Below are 14,094 nucleotides of genomic sequence, written 5' to 3'. Positions count from 1 at the left end.
TTTTTTGTGGTATATCACCCAACACCTATCGAGGAGCGTCATGAAGGCGACGATCAATGTGGGCCTGGTCGGCTATGGTTTTGCGAGTAAAACGTTTCATGCGCCGCTGATTCAGGCGGTACCGGGGTTGGAGCTGGTGGCGGTATCTTCCAGCGATGCCAGCAAGGTGACTGCCGACTTTCCCCAAGTGGCGGTCGAGCGCGAGGCCCTGGCGCTGTGTCAGCGCAAGGATCTGGATCTGATCGTCATCCCAACGCCCAATGATACTCACTTTCCCCTGGCCAAGGCTGCGCTGGCGGCGGGCAAGCATGTGGTGGTCGACAAGCCCTTCACCGTCACGCTGTCGGAGGCCAGGCAGCTCAAGGCCCTGGCGGCGGATAAAGAGTGCCTGCTCTCGGTGTTTCACAACCGACGTTGGGACAGTGACTTCCTGACCGTCAAGGCACTGCTGGCCGAAGGCACGCTGGGGCGAGTGACGGGCTTCGAATCCCGCTTCGATCGTTTTCGTCCGGAGGTGCGCGACCGCTGGCGTGAAAAAGCCGCGCCTGGAGGCGGCATCTGGTACGACCTGGGGCCTCACCTGCTGGACCAGGCCTGCGAGCTGTTTGGCATGCCCCACGCCATCCTGCTGGAGATCGGCGCGCGCCGAGACGCCGCCCATGCCGACGATGACTTCCTGGCCCTGCTGGAGTACGACGACTGCCGTGTTAGCCTGAGTGCAGGCACCCTGGTGGCCGAACCCACTCCCCGCTACCGCCTGCATGGCACGCTGGGCAGCTATGTGAAGATGGGGCTCGACCCACAGGAAGCGCGCTTGAAAGCAGGCGAGACCCCCACGCCGCACTGGGGGCAGGACATTCCCGGCACACTCACCCTACGCGAAGGGCAAGGTGAAGATGCCCCGCTGGTCAGCCACGAACACCCCACGCTACCCGGCGACTACCTCGCCTATTACCAGGGCGTTGCCGACGCCATCCGCCAACAAGCCCCCCTCCCGGTTTCCGTCGAGGACGCCCTGCGCAGCATGACCTTGCTCGAAGCCGGCCTCGACAGCCACCGCCAACGCCGCTGGATATCGTTGAAGCCGCACGCATAAAGCTGCCCGTGTATTAAATGCCTGCCTGAATGTGGAGCGGCAGGGTGGTTTCGTGGCCTCACCGGGGCGGCTGGTGCCGCCTCCGCGGGTGCCTCATTTGCTCGTTGCTCTCGCTCAATCGTTACGCCGCGCTACGGGAGGCTGCATGTGCTTGGGGGCGGTATAACCGTAGCGCGGCGTAAGCGGAGCGCACCCGCGAAGCAGCGCGGAGAGCGCTGCCGGTGTGGCCACATGGGTGGGCGGTGACATGGTGGGTAATGGTGGCCTCATCGGGGCGGCTGGCGCCGCCTCTGCGGGTACCTCATTTGCTCGTGCCTCGCAAGATTCGTTACGCCGCGCTACGGGAGGCTGCATGTGCTTGGGGGGCGGTATAACCGTAGCGCGGCGTAAGCGAAGCGCACCCGCGAAGCAGCGCGGAGAGCGCTGCCGGTGGGGGCTCGGGGGTGGGCGGTGGCGCGGTTGGTGGTGGTGGCATGATCGGGGCGGCTGGCGCCGCCCTCCGCGGGTGCCTCATTTGCTCGTGCCTCGCAAGATTCGTTACGCCGCGCTACGGGAGGCTGCATGTGCTTGGAGGCGGTATAACCGTAGCGCGGCGTAAGCGAAGCGCACCCGCGAAGCAGCGCGGAGAGCGCTGCTGATAACGGCGCAGGAGTGGTTGAACGGCACTAGAGCAAATCAATGCCGTTGCTGCGCTGCTCTTCGCGTAATCGGTCACGTGCGATGTAGAGGGCGGCGATGGCGCGTGCTTCGTGGAAGTCGTCCCTTAGCAGCAGCGCGGGGAGCTCTTCGATGGCGTGGGTTTCCACGATCAGGGGCTCGGGCTCGTCGCCGGGCAGGCGTTTGGGGTAGAGGTCGGTGGCGATCAATACCTGCATGCGGTGTCGCATGTAGTTGGGGGCCAGCGAGAGTTCCACCAGCGGCTCGATGCGGTGGGCGCCAAAGCCGCACTCTTCCATGAGTTCACGGTTGGCAGCGGCCACGACATCCTCGCCGGGGTCTACCAGGCCTTTGGGCAGGGTGAGTACGTAGTCTTCGAAACCGGCCGCATACTCACGAATCAGCAATACGTGTTCCGGGTCCGGCATGGCGATGATCATTACGGCGCCACGGTCGGCACCGGTGAGGCGCTCGAACTGGCGCTCCTCTCCGTTTGAAAAGCGCAGGTCCAGCGCCTCGATCTGGAACAAGCGGCTTTGGGCCACGGGGTGGCGAGCCAGAATCGTGGGCTTGCGCGGGTAGCGCTCTGTGGCGTCGCTGGTGGTGGAATCGTCGCGGTCCATCATGCCTCCGTGGCTGCAAAAAACGGGTTACGCTACAATAGCACGCTTACTCTCAAAGACTGGAGTGGCCATGATTGATTGGCGCGAGATCGACACGGTGCTGTTGGACATGGATGGCACGCTGCTGGACCTTCACTTCGACAGCCACTTCTGGCTGGAGCATCTGCCACGCCGCTACGTCGAGCTGCACCAACTGGATCAAGCCAGTCAGGAAGCGCTGAAGAGCCGCATCATCGGTGAGCAGGGCACTCTGAACTGGTACAGCCTGGCCTATTGGAGCCGCGAGCTGAACGTCGATATTGTGGCCCTCAAGCGTGAAGTACAGCACCTGATTGGGTTACGTGGCGATGCACTGGATTTCCTTGGTTGGCTCAAGCAGGCCCATCCTCGTGTGGTGCTGGCCACCAACGCCGACCGCGCCAGTCTTGCACTGAAATTACCGCTCACCGGGTTGGAAAACTACCTGGATGCCATCATCTCCTCGGAAGACGTTGGCGCTGCCAAGGAGGAGCAGGCCTTCTGGTTCGCGCTGCAGGAGCGAGAACCCTTCGACCCCGCACGCACCCTGTTCATCGACGACAACGCTCGGGTGCTTGAAAGTGCCAGAGAGTTCGGAATCAAGTACTTGCTAGGCATCAAGCAGCCCGATAGCCAGCGGCCCGAAAAAGAGCTGCAGGAGTTCGTGGCCCTGGACCGATTTGCCCAACTGTTGCCATGAGTGCGGCCTGGGCATCGGCCACTGAGTGATCCGCCAGTGGCGGCCTTCAGGGGCAGCCAATAGATGAGGAGAGTGCCAATGAGCGACAGCGTTCGCCTGGACAAGTGGCTATGGGCTGCACGGTTTTTCAAGACCCGCGCCTTGGCCAAGAAAGCGATAGAAGGCGGCAAGGTTCACTACAACGGTGAGCGTGCCAAGACCAGCAAGAACGTCGAACTGGGGGCGCTGATTCGCGTGCCCCAGGGCTGGGACATTTACGAGGTGGAAGTCACGGCGCTTTCAGACCAGCGCAGGGGCGCACCTGAAGCACGCACTCTGTACGCCGAAACCGAGGCCAGCGCCCAGCGTCGTGCCAAGGAAGCCGAGGCGCGTCGGCTCACCAACGAAGCGATGCAGCATCCCCTCAAGCGCCCCGATAAGAAGCAGCGCCGCGATATACACCGATTTCAACGCCAGCAGGGCGAGTAGCGTCGCTGACGCCTGCCTTGCCGACGTTCCCCTTTCTCACTTCATGGTTTCACTATGTCTGATCAGATCCAGCGTTTCCTGTTTGACCAAACCAACGTGCGTGGCGAAATCGTCACGTTGAGCACCGCCTATCAGGAAGTGCTCGACCGTCATGCCTACCCACCTGCGGTCAATGCCCTGCTGGGCGAGCTGCTGGCAGCGGTGGCCCTGCTGACCGATACGGTCAAGCTGGACGGCACGCTCAGCATCGAAGTGCGCGGCCAGGGCGCGCTGGCGCTGTTGATGGCAGAATCCAACCCGGGCGGTGAGCTGCGCGCCATTGCGCGTATCGCCGAAGAGGCCGCGCTGCCCAGCGAGCAGGCAAGCTTCCGTGAGCTGGTCGGTGACGGCCAGATCATGATCACCCTGGACCCTCAGGAAGGGCACCGCTACCAGGGCATCGTGGCACTGGATCACGATACCCTGGGGGGCTGCCTGGAAGCCTATTTCGGCCAGTCCGAGCAGTTACCTACTCGGCTGTGGTTGGCCGCCGATGGTCAGCGAGCGGGTGGGCTGCTGCTGCAGCGCTTGCCGGATGCCTCGCAAAACCAGGACGTGGATGCCTGGGAGCGCAGCGTGCACCTTGCCGAAACGATCAAGAACGAAGAGCTGCTGGGGCTGGAGCAGCGTGAGGTGCTGTATCGGCTCTATCACGAAGAGACCGTCAGGGTCTTCGAACCCAAGGCGTTGCGCTTTGGCTGCACCTGTTCCCGGGAGCGTATGAGCCATGCGCTGTACACCCTGGGCAAGGAAGAGCTGATGGATATTCTCCAGGAGCAGGGTGCCATCGACACCCAATGCCACTTTTGCCACACGAAATATCACTACACCGCCGCAGATATTGAAATTTTGTTGGAAGACCCGGGCGCACCACCGCCGGTCATTCACTGATTGTGTAGTCGGCTGCTGATGGGGTGGGCTTCCAGGCCGCCTGGCGCCACCCCAGAGGAGACAATGCGCTCGGCGCACCCAGCAAACGGTTGTTTGAAAATATACTGCGCTGCAACACAAAATGTAGTGTCATTGTAGTAGTTTAACTACAAGATATTTGCGAGAAGCCCCCGTTTCCCGGGGGCTTTCTTTTTGCCATAATGCGCCGGACTTCAGCGCGCCCAGCCCGTTCGCGAGTGGTTGGGATGACTTTTAAAGGCGTCGTACGACGCCCGGTAAACGAGATAAACGGCCGCAAGGCCCAGGAATCGACATGACCACGACTCAAGCCGCTCCTCAAGCCCACGTCAATCTCAGCAGCGCCGAACTGATCGAGCGCGCCGTGGCCCGTGGTGAAGGTCGCCTCTCGGCGAACGGAGCCCTGGTAGTCAACACCGGCGTACGCACCGGGCGTTCACCGAAAGACCGTTTTATCGTCGATGAGCCCTCTACTCGTGACAGCATCGATTGGGGCAGCGTCAACCGCCCGTTCGACGCCGAGAAGTTCTCGGCGCTGTGGGCGCGTGTCGAAGACTACCTGGAAAGCCGTGAGCGCTTCGTGGCCGAGCTGCACGTGGGCAGCGACAACACCCACTACCTGCCGGTACGTGTCACCACGGAAACGGCTTGGCAAAACCTCTTTGGCCGCACCATGTTCGTGCGCCCGCTGGCCTACAACCAGGCCGCCAAGGAAGAGTGGACCATCCTCAACGCTGCAGGCTTCGAGTGCGACCCGAACCGTGATGGCACCAACTCCGACGGCTGCGTAATCATCAACTTTGCCGAGCGCAAGGTGCTGATCGCTGGCATGCGTTACGCCGGTGAAATGAAGAAAGCCATGTTCTCGGTGCAGAACTACCTGCTGCCCGCCGCCGACGTGCTGCCGATGCACTGTTCTGCCAACGTGGGTGAAGATGGCGAAACCTGCCTGTTCTTCGGCCTCTCCGGCACCGGCAAGACCACGCTCTCCGCGGATCAGGCGCGCTTCTTGATTGGTGACGACGAGCACGCCTGGGGCGACGGCATTGTCTTCAACATGGAAGGCGGCTGCTACGCCAAGTGCATCGACCTTTCCGAGAAGAACGAGCCGGTCATCTGGAACGCCATCAAGTTTGGCACCGTGCTGGAAAACGTCGTGCTGGATGACCGCCGCGAGCCGGACTACGCCGACGACAGCCTGACCCAGAACTCCCGTGCCGCCTACCCGCTGGAGCACGTCGAGAAGCGCGTGGCCGAAAACCTGGCGGGTGAGCCCAACGCCATCGTATTCCTGACCTGCGACATGTCGGGCGTACTGCCGCCGGTGTCCATCCTGTCCAAGGAAGCCGCGGCCTACCACTTCCTGTCGGGCTACACCGCCAAGGTCGGCTCCACGGAAATGGGCTCTTCCGAAGGTCTGGCGGCAACGTTCTCTACCTGCTTTGGCGCGCCGTTCTTCCCGCGTCCGGCCCGTGAATACGCCGACCTGCTGATCAAGCGTGTCGAAAAGAAAGACGCCCAGGTGTACCTGGTGAATACTGGCTGGACCGGTGGTGCCTACGGTGAAGGCGGCTCGCGCTTCTCGATCCCCACCACGCGCGCCATCATCAGCGCGATTCAGTCAGGCATCCTGCGTGATGTCGAGACCAGGCACATCGACGGCCTGAACCTGCAAGTGCCGCTGGCCGTGCCGGGCGTGGACTCCAGCCTGCTGGACCCCCGCGACACCTGGACCGACCGCGACGCCTACGACCGTCACCTGCAAGACCTGGCCACCAAGTTCGTGGACAACTTCAAGAAGTTCGAAGGCGTCAACGAAGCGATCATCAAGGCTGGCCCGCAGCTGACCTGATACTCGCTGTTTCATCGCTTCAAGGGAGGATGCCTGGCATCCTCCCTTTTTTTATTGTGCGCCGCTATTCGTTAAAAAATCGTTTATCAAACTTGGTTAATGTACCAATAGTGGGCAAAAAAAGTGCGACTTTAGTCGAGTTGTCGTCGGTTTTTTGCCCATACCGAACCGGCATAGGGTATGCAGAAAAACGCCGTCACAGTTAAATACCGTCATGCGCTGGCCAGCATAACGACAGTCTCATTACGGTAACGGTACGACGCCATGCCCTACGTTCATGACACCCTTGCGGGGCTTGCCAAGAGTAGCCCTGCTCAAACCGAGTTCTATCAAGCCACCGAGGAAGTGCTCGAGTGCTTGCGCCCCCTGTTCGAGCGTTCGCCGCATTATCACCAGCACAGTATCATCGAGCGTATGATCGAGCCTGAACGGCAGATCATGTTCCGCGTCAGCTGGCTGGATGACAAGGGTCGGGTACAGGTCAACAAAGGGTATCGAGTGCAGTTCAACTCGGCCCTGGGGCCTTATAAAGGGGGGCTGCGGTTTCATCCCAGCGTGACCGCAGGCACCATCAAGTTTCTGGGGTTCGAGCAAATCTTCAAGAACGCGCTGACCGGCCTGGCGATTGGCGGCGGCAAGGGCGGCGCGGACTTCGACCCCAAGGGCAAGTCGGACAACGAGATCATGCGCTTCTGCCAGTCGTTCATGACCGAGCTGTACCGCCACGTGGGGCCCCATAGCGATGTGCCCGCCGGCGATATCGGCGTGGGCGCCCGCGAGATTGGCTATCTGTTTGGCCAGTACAAGCGGCTGACAGGGCGTTACGAAGGCGTGCTGACCGGCAAAGGGCTGAATTGGGGCGGCTCGCTCGGGCGCAAGGAGGCCACCGGCTACGGCGCGGTCTACTTTGCCCAGAACATGCTGGCCGCGCGGGGGGAGAGTCTGGCAGGCAAGACTTGCCTGGTGTCCGGCGCGGGCAACGTTGCCATCTATACCATCGAAAAGCTGCTGGAACTCGGTGCACTACCGGTGACCTGCAGTGATTCCAGGGGCATGATTCATGACCCTCGTGGCATCGACCTGGGGCTGCTCAAGCGTCTGAAGGAAGTGGAGCGTGTTTCCCTGGAGGCTTACCTTCACGAGCATCCTGAGGCACACTATGTGGCGGCACGGGATTACCCCGCCGATGGCCATGCCGTATGGCGGCTACCGGCGCAGGTAGCGTTTCCATGTGCCACTCAGAACGAATTGACCGAACAGGATGCCCAGGCGCTCATCGCCAACGGGGTGAGCTGTATCAGTGAAGGGGCCAACATGCCCTCTACCAAGGCGGCAGTGGAGCGCTTTATTGCCGCCAGGCTCGCCTACGGCCCCGGCAAGGCCGCCAACGCCGGTGGCGTGGCCACGAGCCAGCTGGAAATGGCCCAGAACAGCAGCATGGAGCAGTGGTCGCTAGAGAAAGTCGATGAAAAACTCAAGCGCATCATGGCCGATATCTATCAGCAGTGTGCTGACACGGCAGAAGAGTTCGGCGAACCCGGTAACCTGGTGCTCGGTGCCAACATCGCAGGCTTCCGCAAGGTCGCCGATGCCATGATCGAGCAGGGCGTTACCTGATCATGTCAGTGGCCTGGTTCAGTGAGTTACCGGGCCACTTTAAATAAGTTATCCTGCGTATGGCAGATATCCACAGTCCTTTCCCTTTGGGGAAGGGCTGTTTTTTATGGTCGGTATCATCAAGGAGAGAGACCATGGGGCAACGTCCTCCAATCATCATCAACCGTCTCGATGCAGAGCGTCTGCAGCGACTGATCGATCAAGCACCGGAAAAGGATCAGATGGTGGCGGAATTGCTTGAAGAAGAGCTGCTGCGCGGCGAGGTGCTCGACCCGCAGGACATTCCCGATAGCGTCGTGAGCATGAATAGCCAGATCCGTTTCACCGACCTGACCCGAGGTCGGCAAATGATCCGCACGCTGGTCTATCCCCATGCGCTGGCCAGCGTGGAAGACGGTATTTCCGTCATGGCGCCGATCGGGGCCGCGCTGATTGGCCTGAAAGTGGGCGATGTCATCGAATGGCCGCTGCCCAATGCCACCGAAGTGAAACTGCGGGTGGATGCCATCTTCTGGCAGCCCGAGCGGGAGAAGCAGTTCCACCGCTAGGGCGGTCTCGGGCGCGCAAGCCATGCCAGCACAGGTGCTTTGTGGTACCGTGTCGGCACCTCGAAGGCTGCATGAGCTGGTTGCACGTTATGGATGTCAAACAACGGATTATTGCGCGCCTGGCGTCAGAGCTGGGCGTACGACCTGAACAAGTCCTGGCCACGGTGGAATTGCTGGATGGCGGCGCCACCGTGCCTTTCATCGCCCGCTACCGCAAGGAAGTGACCGGCGCGCTGGACGATACTCAACTGCGCCAGTTGGATGAGCGCCTGCGTTACCTGCGCGAACTGGAAGAGCGGCGCGAAGCCGTGCTGGCGGCCATCGATGAACAAGGCAAGCTGGACCCCGCGCTCAAGGCCATCATCGAGGCTGCCGACACCAAGCAGCGCCTGGAAGACCTCTACCTCCCGTTCAAGAAAAAGCGCCGCACCAAAGCCCAGATTGCCCGGGAAGCCGGTCTCGAACCTCTGGCGGATGCGCTGCTGGCCGACCCCACCCTCGACCCGGAAAACGAAGCGGCACGCTACCTGCGCCCGGCAGAAGGGGAAGTACCCGCCATCGAAGATGCCAAGGCCGCCCTCGACGGTGCCAAGCAGATTCTGATGGAGCGCTTTGCCGAAGACCCCGAGCTGATCGGCCAGCTGCGTGAGCGGCTCTGGCAGGAAGGCGAGCTGAGCGCCCGGGTGCTGGAAGGCAAGCAGCAGGAGGGCGCCAAGTTTTCGGATTACTTCGAGCACGACGAAAAACTCGCCAGGGTACCCTCGCACCGTGCGCTGGCCATGTTCCGTGGCCGCAACGAAGGGATTCTGGGGCTGGCCATTCGTTTGCCCGGTGAAGAAGACGCCCCGGTGCATCCTGCCCAGGTGGCCATTGCCCGTCAGGTCGGTATTCGTGATGAAGGGCGCCCGGCCGACAAGTGGCTGGGGGAAGTGGTGCGCTGGACCTGGCGTGTCAAACTCTACACCGCACTGGAAACCGAGCTGCTGGGCCGCCTGCGCGAACAGGCCGAGCAGACCGCCATCGATGTCTTTGCCGCCAACCTGAAAGACCTGCTGCTGGCGGCCCCGGCGGGGCAGAAAGTCACCCTGGCGCTGGACCCCGGCCTGCGTACCGGCTGCAAGGTAGCGGTCATCGATGCCACTGGTCAGTTCATCGACCAGGCCACCATTTACCCCCACGCTCCCCAGAACCGCTGGAACGAATCGCTGGAGGTGCTGGCGCGGCTGGTCAAGCAGCATCGTGTGCAGCTGATTGCCGTGGGCAACGGAACCGCCAGCCGTGAAACCGACAAGCTGGCCGGGGAGCTGGTGAAGGCGCTGGCGCCCGCGCAGCCGCTGAGCAAGGTCATGGTGTCGGAGGCTGGGGCATCGGTGTACTCGGCGTCGGAATACGCGGCCCGTGAGCTGCCCGACCTCGACGTCACCATCCGGGGGGCGGTCTCGATTGCCCGCCGCCTGCAGGACCCGCTAGCCGAGCTGGTGAAGATCGAGCCCAAATCCATCGGGGTAGGCCAGTATCAGCACGACGTCTCTCAGGTGCAGCTCTCGCGCAGCCTGGAAGCCGTCATCGAAGATTGTGTGAACGCGGTGGGCGTGGACCTCAACACGGCCTCCAGCGCATTGCTCTCCCGAGTGGCTGGCTTGAGCGCTGCGATGGCCGAAAACATCGTCGCGCAGCGCAACCTGCAGGGTGCCTTCAAAAGCCGCAAGGAGCTGCTCGGCGTCAGCCGTCTGGGGCCCAAGACGTTCGAACAGTGCGCCGGTTTCCTGCGCATCAGCAATGGCGACAACCCGCTGGATGCCAGCGCCGTCCACCCAGAGGCCTATAGCCTGGTCGAGCGCATCGCCAAGCAGAGCGGGCGTGACCTCAAGGGCCTGATTGGCGACAGCGCCACCCTCAAGGCGCTGAAGCCCGCCGATTTCGCCGATGAGCGCTTCGGGGTGCCCACCGTCAGCGACATTCTCAAGGAGCTGGACAAGCCAGGCCGAGACCCGCGCCCGGAGTTCAAGGCGGCGGAGTTCCGCGAAGGCGTGGAAACGCTCAAGGACCTCACCCTGGGCATGGTGCTGGAGGGCACGGTGACCAACGTGACGCACTTCGGCGCGTTCGTGGATATCGGGGTTCATCAGGATGGTCTGGTGCATATCTCGGCCTTGTCCGAGCGGTTCATCGACGACCCGCGCAGCGTGGTCAAGGCGGGCGACATCGTCACCGTCAAGGTGATGAGCGTCGATATTCCCCGCAAGCGAGTCGGGCTTTCCATGCGTCTCAGCGATGAACCAGAGCAGCCCGAACAAAGCGGTAGCCGCGCCGCTCAGGAGCCGCGCAAGCCTGCGCGCAGCAACCGGCAATCGGGCCAGCGCCAGGGGCAACAGCAGGGCAATACACCGGCGGCCATGGGCGCCCTGGGTGCCGCGTTGTTGAAGGCCAAGCGGGGCAAATAGTCGCGTGTCTTGAAAAACACAGGGCTGTCGCCATATCCTGCCCACTATTCCCTATCAGGTAGGATACAGTTCATGGTCACGCCCGCCGGTTTCCACAAGGTCTGCGTCATGCAGGCCTTATCAACAAGGAGTGTTCACCTTGTCTGAACCACTCACGGTGCCTACGTCGCTGACTGCTCAGGTCGAGCGCCTGCTCCCCAGTGCCCGTTTGGGGCGTTTGGGGCGGCTGCGTCGCGGGCTAGAAAAAGAGGGGCTGAGGGTCGATGCGCAGGGCCATATCGCACAGACCCCACACCCCCAGGCGCTGGGCTCCAAGCTGACCCACCCACACATCACCACCGACTACTCCGAAGCGCTGCTGGAGTACATCACCCCGGTGTATTCGGAACCCAGGGAGGCGCTGGCCTTCCTGTCCGATCTGCATACCTTTACCTACCATCATCTCGATAACGAGTGGATCTGGCCTGGCAGCATGCCTTCTCGGCTCTCCGGTAACGACAGCGTGCCGATTGCCGACTACGGCAGCTCCAACGTGGGCACCATGAAGCACGTTTACCGCAAAGGGCTGGACGTGCGCTACGGGCGGATCATGCAAGCCATTGCCGGTGTGCACTACAACGTCTCACTGCCTGAAGACATGTGGTACGCCCTGCGCGAGATGGAAAAAGCCACCCACGTACCGTTCAACGACTACCGTTCGACGCGCTACTTTGGCTTGATTCGTCACTTCCGTCGCCATAGCTGGCTGCTGCTCTATCTGTTTGGTGCGTCTCCCGCCGTGGACAAGAGCTTCCTGCCCAATGGGCAAGTGCCGAGCAAGCTGCAGCCGCTCGGTGACGATACTTATATCGCCCCCTACGCTACCACGCTGCGCATGTCCGACCTGGGGTATCAGAACAAGGTCCAGTCGCAGCTGAAAATCTGCTTCAACTCGCTCTCCAACTACGTCAACACTCTGCGCCATGCGATTTCCACACCGTGGCCCGATTATGAAGCGCTGGGCGTTCGGCAAGGCGATGAGTGGCAGCAGCTCAATGCCAATATCCTGCAGATCGAGAACGAGTACTACAGCGATATTCGCCCCAAACGCGTGGCTCGGCACAACGAAACCCCGAGCCAGGCACTCGAAGCCCGTGGCGTCGAGTACATCGAAGTGCGCTGTCTTGACCTCAACCCCTTCGATCCGTTGGGCGTCACGGAAGTGCAGATGCGCTTCGTCGATACTTTCCTGATGTGGTGCCTGCTCAGCGACAGCCCCTGGATTTCCGATGAAGAGTGTGACCGCCTGGATGACAACCGTCGCCTGGTGGTGGAGCGTGGGCGTGACCCCGAGCTGCGTCTCGTGCGTCAAGGGGAATCGGTGACGCTACCCGAGTGGGGCGAGCAAATCTTCGCGGAAATGGCCGAGGTCGCTCGGCTGCTGGACGCCGTGGAAGACGACGCCCCCCATGCGGCCGCACTGGCAGAACTGCAGCCACGCTTGCGACAGCCTGAATTGACGCCCTCTGCGCAACTGCTGGATAAACTGCAATCAAGCAATGGCTCGCTCAGCAAAATGCTGCTGGGTATGGCTCAGGAGCAGGCGGATGCCTTGAAGAGCACTCCCATGCTGCGCTCACGGGAAGCACTGCTGGCACAGCTCATCGACACCTCGCACCAGCAGCAGCGCGATATCGAAGCGGCAGATCACGAAAGCTTCAGCACCTTCCTGGAAAACTACTTCACCAAGGCGCGTGAATCGCGAGCACTATCGGCCATTACACCTGAGGATGGGCAATGACCTCATCCGCTATTCGTCCGGTCGCGCTACTCGGCGTCGCCTTTTGTATCCTGATGATGGCCGTGGCGTTAGGACTGGAGCACATTGGCGGGCTGGAGCCTTGCCCGCTGTGTGTTTTCCAGCGCGTCGCGGTCATCGCCGCTGGGCTGGTGCTGGCCGTGGCTGCCATTCATAACCCCCGCGGCCGTTTCGGCAAGGGGTTATATGGCGTGCTCAGCCTGGCGGCGGTAGGTATCGGGGCATTCATTGCCGGCCGCCATGTCTGGCTGCAGGGCCTGCCCGAAGATGAGGTGCCCAGCTGTGGCCCAGGGCTGGACTATATGATGGATATTCTGCCCATGCAGGAAGTCGTGGCCATGGTGCTCACCGGCTCCGGTGAGTGCGCGGAAATCGATTTCATGCTGCTGGGGCTGTCGCTGCCTGGCTGGACGCTGGTCGGGTTCGTCATTCTCGCCCTGGTGCCGTTACGTATGTTATGGCTAGCCGTGACGGGGCAGGGTACGTTAGCCAAGCGTTGATTATCAAGGCACTCACCTCAGTATCAAGGAAATCGTGCCCGCCTGAATTGACAGGGCTGGAAGGAACAGCGAGTCTAGCCCTGATGAAGGCGGCTATCAGCAAGGAGAAGCCCCATGCTCGAAGATTGCAAAAATGCCCTGGAGCGCTGGGGGGGCGTACACAGCCTGATCGACCGCTGGTTGGATCAGCGTCGCGCACTACTGGTCAGCTTCATTGAGCTCAAGGAAGCCTGTGATGCCGAGCTCGAAGCCGTTAGCAAGGCGCGCATCGACACCTTCAGCGAGCTGCTGATGGATTACATCAGCGCGGGTCACTTCGAGATTTACCCGCAGCTGGCCGAAGAGGCCAAGGCATTCAACGACGAAAGCGCTCTGCACATTGCGGCCCGATTGCTGGAACGGTTGGAGATGTCCACCGCCATGGTGCTGGAGTTCGACGAAGACTTCGCCAGCCCGGTACGCTGCCAGCAAAACCTGGCCAGGCTGCCCGCCTGGATCGACCGGCTCGCCAAAGGGCTCACCGAACGCTTCGCCCTGGAGGACCAGCTCATCGCACGCCTCCACGCAGCCCACAGCCCCCAGCAGATCAAATCTCCCGCTTAATGCCGCGCCCCCCGTAGCGCGGCGTAACGAAAGAGCGAGAGCAACGAGCGAAAGAGGCACCCGCGAAGGCGGCGCCAGCCGCCCCGATAGCGTCACCGAACCACAAACGTGCCCTCGCAACACAAAACGGCACCGCCACCCCCGGTGCCCTCATCGGCAACGCTCTGCGCGTTGCTTCGCGGGTGCGCTCCGCTTACGCCGCGCTACGGTATGTCGCCCACA

12 protein-coding genes are annotated in these 14,094 nt (G+C 61.8%); 11 read left to right on the top strand and 1 reads right to left on the bottom strand.

Going from position 1 to position 14,094, the window contains the following annotated elements; translation table 11 throughout:
• The first annotated feature begins 40 nt into the window (after window positions 1-40).
• Complete coding sequence (locus CWI66_RS12185; RefSeq protein ID WP_100731822.1) at window positions 41-1,096, top strand: oxidoreductase; 1,056 nt, start codon at window positions 41-43, stop codon at window positions 1,094-1,096.
• A gap of 665 nt (window positions 1,097-1,761) precedes the next feature.
• Here CWI66_RS12185 and nudE read toward each other — a convergent pair.
• Window positions 1,762-2,376: an ADP compounds hydrolase NudE gene (gene nudE / locus CWI66_RS12180; RefSeq protein WP_081138206.1), complete on the bottom strand. Its 615-nt coding sequence runs from the start codon at window positions 2,374-2,376 to the stop codon at window positions 1,762-1,764.
• 70 nt (window positions 2,377-2,446) lie between these two features.
• Here nudE and yrfG point away from each other — a divergent pair, with 70 nt between their 5' ends.
• The 10 genes from yrfG (at window position 2,447) to rsd (ending at window position 13,872) form a co-directional block, all read left to right on the top strand.
• On the top strand, window positions 2,447-3,094 hold the full coding sequence (gene yrfG / locus CWI66_RS12175; RefSeq protein ID WP_100731821.1) for a GMP/IMP nucleotidase: 648 nt from the start codon (window positions 2,447-2,449) through the stop codon (window positions 3,092-3,094).
• A gap of 78 nt (window positions 3,095-3,172) precedes the next feature.
• Window positions 3,173-3,562 carry a ribosome-associated heat shock protein Hsp15 gene (gene hslR / locus CWI66_RS12170; protein ID WP_016913307.1) on the top strand — a complete coding sequence of 130 codons (390 nt, stop codon included), beginning with the start codon at window positions 3,173-3,175 and terminating at the stop codon, window positions 3,560-3,562.
• Between the two features lie 54 nt (window positions 3,563-3,616).
• Window positions 3,617-4,492: an Hsp33 family molecular chaperone HslO gene (gene hslO / locus CWI66_RS12165; RefSeq protein WP_100731820.1), complete on the top strand. Its 876-nt coding sequence runs from the start codon at window positions 3,617-3,619 to the stop codon at window positions 4,490-4,492.
• A 313-nt stretch (window positions 4,493-4,805) separates the two neighbouring features.
• Window positions 4,806-6,362, top strand: a complete 1,557-nt coding sequence (locus tag CWI66_RS12160) for a phosphoenolpyruvate carboxykinase (RefSeq protein WP_100731819.1) — start codon at window positions 4,806-4,808, stop codon at window positions 6,360-6,362.
• A gap of 264 nt (window positions 6,363-6,626) precedes the next feature.
• A complete protein-coding gene (gene gdhA, locus CWI66_RS12155) occupies window positions 6,627-7,979 on the top strand; it encodes an NADP-specific glutamate dehydrogenase (RefSeq protein ID WP_100731818.1) in 1,353 nt (450 codons plus the stop codon).
• A gap of 134 nt (window positions 7,980-8,113) precedes the next feature.
• Entirely contained in the window at window positions 8,114-8,527 is a 414-nt protein-coding gene (rnk, locus tag CWI66_RS12150) for a nucleoside diphosphate kinase regulator (RefSeq protein WP_016913314.1), read from the top strand.
• 89 nt (window positions 8,528-8,616) lie between these two features.
• Window positions 8,617-10,971 (top strand): Tex family protein, encoded by a 2,355-nt coding sequence (locus CWI66_RS12145; RefSeq protein ID WP_100731817.1) that lies wholly within the window; start codon window positions 8,617-8,619, stop codon window positions 10,969-10,971.
• 139 nt (window positions 10,972-11,110) lie between these two features.
• Entirely contained in the window at window positions 11,111-12,751 is a 1,641-nt protein-coding gene (gshA, locus tag CWI66_RS12140) for a glutamate--cysteine ligase (protein WP_100731816.1), read from the top strand.
• Window positions 12,748-13,269 (top strand): disulfide bond formation protein B, encoded by a 522-nt coding sequence (locus CWI66_RS12135; RefSeq protein ID WP_081138231.1) that lies wholly within the window; start codon window positions 12,748-12,750, stop codon window positions 13,267-13,269. The genes gshA and CWI66_RS12135 overlap by 4 nt, the downstream gene beginning before the upstream one ends.
• 114 nt (window positions 13,270-13,383) lie before the next feature.
• A complete protein-coding gene (gene rsd, locus CWI66_RS12130; protein ID WP_016913318.1) occupies window positions 13,384-13,872 on the top strand; it encodes a sigma D regulator in 489 nt (162 codons plus the stop codon).
• The last annotated feature ends 222 nt before the right edge of the window (window positions 13,873-14,094 follow it).

It is taken from the genome of Halomonas sp. 141 (genome assembly GCF_002810305.1).
GTDB classification, from domain to species: Bacteria; Pseudomonadota; Gammaproteobacteria; order Pseudomonadales; family Halomonadaceae; genus Vreelandella; species Vreelandella stevensii.
This window is presented reverse-complemented; position numbering and strand designations above follow the sequence as displayed.

Coding starts and splice junctions, on each gene's coding strand:
- gdhA (WP_100731818.1), top strand. CDS start 6,627: ATGCCCTACGTTCATGACACCCTTGCGGGGCTTGCCAAGAGTAGCCCT.
- CWI66_RS12135 (WP_081138231.1), top strand. CDS start 12,748: ATGACCTCATCCGCTATTCGTCCGGTCGCGCTACTCGGCGTCGCCTTT.
- hslO (WP_100731820.1), top strand. CDS start 3,617: ATGTCTGATCAGATCCAGCGTTTCCTGTTTGACCAAACCAACGTGCGT.
- CWI66_RS12145 (WP_100731817.1), top strand. CDS start 8,617: ATGGATGTCAAACAACGGATTATTGCGCGCCTGGCGTCAGAGCTGGGC.
- yrfG (WP_100731821.1), top strand. CDS start 2,447: ATGATTGATTGGCGCGAGATCGACACGGTGCTGTTGGACATGGATGGC.
- hslR (WP_016913307.1), top strand. CDS start 3,173: ATGAGCGACAGCGTTCGCCTGGACAAGTGGCTATGGGCTGCACGGTTT.
- CWI66_RS12185 (WP_100731822.1), top strand. CDS start 41: ATGAAGGCGACGATCAATGTGGGCCTGGTCGGCTATGGTTTTGCGAGT.
- rsd (WP_016913318.1), top strand. CDS start 13,384: ATGCTCGAAGATTGCAAAAATGCCCTGGAGCGCTGGGGGGGCGTACAC.
- CWI66_RS12160 (WP_100731819.1), top strand. CDS start 4,806: ATGACCACGACTCAAGCCGCTCCTCAAGCCCACGTCAATCTCAGCAGC.
- nudE (WP_081138206.1), bottom strand. CDS start 2,376: ATGGACCGCGACGATTCCACCACCAGCGACGCCACAGAGCGCTACCCG.
- rnk (WP_016913314.1), top strand. CDS start 8,114: ATGGGGCAACGTCCTCCAATCATCATCAACCGTCTCGATGCAGAGCGT.